Genomic DNA, 4408 nt, shown 5'->3' with positions numbered 1-4408 from the left:
GTGGTCTGGCGCTGGCCGCGCACCGCCGGGCGCCGGTGGCCGTGCTGGCGGCCGCCGGGCTCAGCGCGCTCGCCGCGCAGGCCATCGGGGTCGACGTCCCGGCGCTGGCCTACCTCTTCGCGGTGTTCGCCGCCGTCCGCGCCGGGCGGCGGCTCGTCACGGTGGCCGCCACCGTGGTCATGCTCGCCGCGCTGCCGTTCGCGCTGCTGATCTCGCAGGACCTGACCGTCGGCGGAGCGTTCGCCCATTCCCGGGACGTGCTCCAGCTGGCGTGGCTGGTCGCCGCGGGCGCGGCGGGCGAGGCGGTGCGGCAGGCCGAGCGCCGGGCGGACGAGGCCGAGCGCACCCGGGAGGAGACCGCGCGGCGCCGCGCCGACGAGGAGCGCCTGCACATCGCGCGCGAGCTGCACGATTCGCTCACCCACCAGATCTCCGTCATCAAGGTGCAGGCCGAGGTCGCCGTCCACCTCGCCCGCAAGCGCGGCGAGGAGGTGCCGGACTCGCTGCTGGCGATCCGGGACGCCGGACGGGAGGCGGCCCGCGAGCTGCGGGCGACCCTGGAGGCCCTGCGCGACGACGGCACCAGCCCCCCGCGCGGCCTGGACGACGTCCCGGAACTGGTGCGGCGCGCGCGATCCACCGGCCTGGAGACGACGCTGACGATCGACGGCGAAGCCGACGACGTGCCCGCCGCCGTGCAGCGCACCGCCTACCGGATCGTCCAGGAATCGCTGACCAACGTGGCCCGGCACGCCCGCGCCACCACCGCCTCGGTCCACATCGGATACCGGCCCGCCGCGCTCGAGATCCGCGTGGACGACAACGGAACGGCCACAGTGGACGCTCCGCCGTCGCCCGGGGTGGGGCTGCTCGGCATGCGGGAACGGGTCACCGCGCTCGGCGGCCGCCTCCACGCCGCGCCCCGGGCGGACGGCGGGTTCCGCGTCGTGGCCGAACTGCCGGTGGAGCGGGTGCCGTGATCCGCGTCCTGCTGGTGGACGACCAGCCGCTCATCCGCAGCGGGTTCCGCGCGCTGCTGGACAACGAGGACGACATCGAGGTGGTGGCCGAGGCCGCCGACGGCGCGGCCGGGGTCGCGCTCGCCCGCGAGCACGTGCCGGACATCGCGCTCGTCGACGTCCAGATGCCGGTCGTGGACGGCATCGAGGCCACCCGCCGCATCGCCGCGGACCCGGCGCTGGCGGCGGTGCACGTGGTCATCCTGACCAACTACGGCCTGGACGAGTACGTGTTCGACGCGCTGCGCGCCGGGGCCGCCGGGTTCCTGGTCAAGGACATCCAGCCGGAGGACTTCCTGCACGCCGTGCGGGTCGCCGCCCGCGGCGACGCCCTGCTGGCCCCGTCGATCACCCGCAAGCTGATCGACCGCTACGTCAGCCGCCCGCTGCACCCCGGCCCCGGCCTCGGCGAACTGACCAACCGGGAACGCGAGGCGGTGGCGCTGGTCGCGCAGGGCCTGTCCAACGACGAGATCGCCGAGCACATGGTGATCAGCCCGCTGACCGCGAAGACGCACGTCAACCGCGCGATGACGAAACTGCGCGCACGCGACCGCGCGCAGCTGGTGGTGCTCGCCTACGAGTCCGGGCTGGTCACGCCCGCGAACCGCGCAGGCTTTCACTCTGGTTCCAGCGGCGCATGAACACCCGCACCGTCACCCGCATCCGCCGCAAGGGCGGCCCGATGATGGGCATGGACGTCCTGATCCTGCACACCGCCGACTGGCTGCTCGTCGCCTCCGGCGGAGGCGACCGGAACCCGGACTGCGAACCTGACGGCGCACCCGGACCGCGCGGCGATCGAGCTGTCCGGCCAGGACCGGGTACCGGTGAAACCGCAGCGGCTCGACGGCGCCGACCGTGACCGGGCCGGCCGCGCATCGTCGCCGCGCAGCCGAGGTACGGCAAGTACCAGCGCAAGAGCGACCGCGAGTACCCGGTGGTCCGGCTGACCCGCCGGTGACCGCCCGGATGCGAAATTTCCGTTCGCGAAAGCCGAACCTGCCGCTTCGCCCGCGTCGACCATCAACCCGGTGCCGGCGTCCCGCCCACCGCGTCCCCGATCGTGGCGCGGAGCCAGCGGTGCGCGGGGTCCGCGTCCAGGCGCGCGTGCCACTGCAGGTGGACCTCCAGCTCCGGCAGCTCCGCCGCGACCGGGAACCACCGCAGGCCCAGCACCGAGCCGTACTGGGCGGCCAACCGCTGCGGCACGAGCCCGACGTAGCCGCTCGACGAGACCAGCAGCGCGGCCACCGCGAAGGTCGGCACCACCGCCGCGACGTGCCGCTGCAGCCCGGCGGCGTCGAGCGCCTCGTCGAGGGGGCCGCGCGCCCGGCCGCGGCGGGACGCCGACACGTGCGGATGCCGGCACAGCTGCGCCAGCGTCGGACGGCGGTGCCGCCCCAGCGGGCTGTCCGCCCGCACGATGCCGACCAGCCGTTCGCGATACAGCACGGCCGTGCGGATGTCCGGCGCCGTCGCCTCCCCGACCCCGATGTCCAGGTCCACCGAGCCGTCGCGCAGGGCCTCGGCGCTCTCGCTGCCCTCCGCGACGAACCGCAGCGTCACCCCGGGCGCGACCGCGGACGCGGCCTCCACCGCGGCCGCTGCCAGTGTCGCCGCCACCCCGTCGTTGATGCGGATCGTGAAGGTCCGCTCCAGCTCCGCCGGCCGCACCTCGCGGTCGGCGCTGATCAGCGCCGACGCCTCCTCCAGCAGCGACCGCACCCGCGGCGCGGTGCGCAACGCGAACGGCGTCGGCGCCATCCCGCGGCCCGCGCGCACCAGGATCGGGTCGTCCATCGCCCGCCGCAGCCTGCCCAGCGCGCGGCTGGTCGCCGGGATGGACAGGTGCAGCCGCTCGGCCGCCGCCGTCACGCTGCCCTCCCGCAGCAGCGCGTCGAACACGCGCAGCAGGTTCAGATCGAGGTGCTCGGCCACAGTTGCATCGTACGCAAAGTTCCCTTGTCAAAGTTGCGTGGCAGGCAGGTCGAAGGAATCCCTAGCGTCCGTGTCATGTCACAAGTTCTCACCCGGGTCTCGCACCGGAGTCTGCTCACCGTCATGTGCGCGTGCGTCGTGCTCGTCGTCGGCATGGTCGCCGCGATCAACCTGGCCGTGCCCATGCTGGCCGCGAGCGCCCTGCGGCCGTCCGCGTCGGCGCTGGTCTGGATCGTCGACACCTACGTCGTCTTCTTCGCCTGCCTGGTGATCCCCGGCGGCGCGGCGGGCGACCGCTTCGGCCGCAAGGGCGTGCTGCTCTCCGGCCTGGCCCTGTTCGCGGCGGGCGCGCTGATCTCCGCCGTCGCGCCGGGCATCCCGCTCCTGCTCGCCGGGCGCGCGGTCACCGGGATCGGCGCGGCCGCCGTGCTGCCCAACACCCTCGCGGTGCTGCTGCACGCCGTCCCTGCCGACCGCAAGGGCCCGGTCATCGCCACGTGGGCGTCCATGACCGGCATCGGCGGGGTGATCGGCAACGCGGGCGGCGGCGCGATCCTGACCGGCGGGTCGTGGCGCTGGCTGTTCGCCGCCGCGGCGCCGATCGCGCTGGTCCTGGCCGCGCTCGTGGCTCGCATCGCGCCGGTGTCGGCGCGCCACGACCGCCGTCTCGACGTGCCGGGCGCGGTCCTGCTGGTCGCCGCGTCGGTGGCGCTGCTGCTGGGCATCGTGCAGGGCCCGGAGGCCGGCTGGGGCAGCCCTCTGGTCATCGGCGGGTTCGCCTGCTCGGCCGTGTTGTTCGCGGTGTGGACCGTCGTCGAGCTCAAGGTCCGGCACCCGCTGCTGGACCCCCGGCTGTTCCGGATCGCCGGCCTGCGCAGCGCGTGCCTCGGCATGACGGCGATCTTCTTCGGCATGTTCGCGTTGTTCTACGTCAACGCGTCGTTCCTCCAGTACGCCAAGGGCTTCGGCGTGCTGTGGACCGGCCTCGGGGTCATCCCGCTGACGGTCCCGATCATCCTCGGCGCGCGGCACGTCAGCCGCCTGACGGCGCGGATCGGCCTCACCGCCGTGACCGCGCTCGCGTTCGGCTTCGTCGGCGCCGGCCTCCTCGGACTGTCCACGAGCGACACCGCCACCCCGTACGCCGTCTACGCGGCCTGGCTCGTCGTGACCGGGATCGGCGTGACGCTGGCGCTGCCCACGCTGTCCGGAGTGATCGCCGGCTCGCTGCCCGCCGCGCAGGCCGGGGTCGCGACCGGGCTGCAGGCCACCACCCGGGAGTTCGGCAGCGCGCTCGGCGTCGCCGTCATCGGCACCGTGCTCACGGCGCGGTTCACCGCCGCGCTCCCCGAGGACGCCCGCGGCGCCCACACCGTCGCCGAGGCGCTCACCCCCCCCACCGCCCCCGACGTGATCCCCGCGTTCGTGTCGGGCGCGGACCAGGGAGA

4 protein-coding genes are annotated in these 4408 nt (G+C 74.8%); 3 read left to right on the top strand and 1 reads right to left on the bottom strand.

Annotated features, from left to right (window positions below):
- Together ABZ193_RS43315 and ABZ193_RS43310 are read left to right on the top strand one after the other, a co-directional pair.
- On the top strand, nt 1-980 hold a 980-nt coding region (locus ABZ193_RS43315), incomplete at its 5' end, for a histidine kinase (RefSeq protein WP_354714641.1).
- Nucleotides 977-1663: a response regulator transcription factor gene (locus ABZ193_RS43310; RefSeq protein WP_237334784.1), complete on the top strand. Its 687-nt coding sequence runs from the start codon at nt 977-979 to the stop codon at nt 1661-1663. The genes ABZ193_RS43315 and ABZ193_RS43310, both read left to right, overlap by 4 nt.
- Nucleotides 1664-2045: 382 nt before the next feature.
- On the opposite strand, the gene ABZ193_RS43305 is transcribed toward ABZ193_RS43310, so the two are convergent.
- Nucleotides 2046-2960: a LysR family transcriptional regulator gene (locus ABZ193_RS43305; protein ID WP_237334783.1), complete on the bottom strand. Its 915-nt coding sequence runs from the start codon at nt 2958-2960 to the stop codon at nt 2046-2048.
- 123 nt (nt 2961-3083) lie between these two features.
- Here ABZ193_RS43305 and ABZ193_RS43300 point away from each other — a divergent pair.
- Nucleotides 3084-4408, top strand: a 1325-nt coding sequence (locus tag ABZ193_RS43300) for an MFS transporter (protein ID WP_354714642.1), incomplete at its 3' end; no start/stop codon positions are given.

Source organism: Amycolatopsis sp. NPDC006125 (genome assembly GCF_040614195.1).
Classification (GTDB): Bacteria; Actinomycetota; Actinomycetes; order Mycobacteriales; family Pseudonocardiaceae; genus Amycolatopsis_E; species Amycolatopsis_E tucumanensis.
This window is presented reverse-complemented; position numbering and strand designations above follow the sequence as displayed.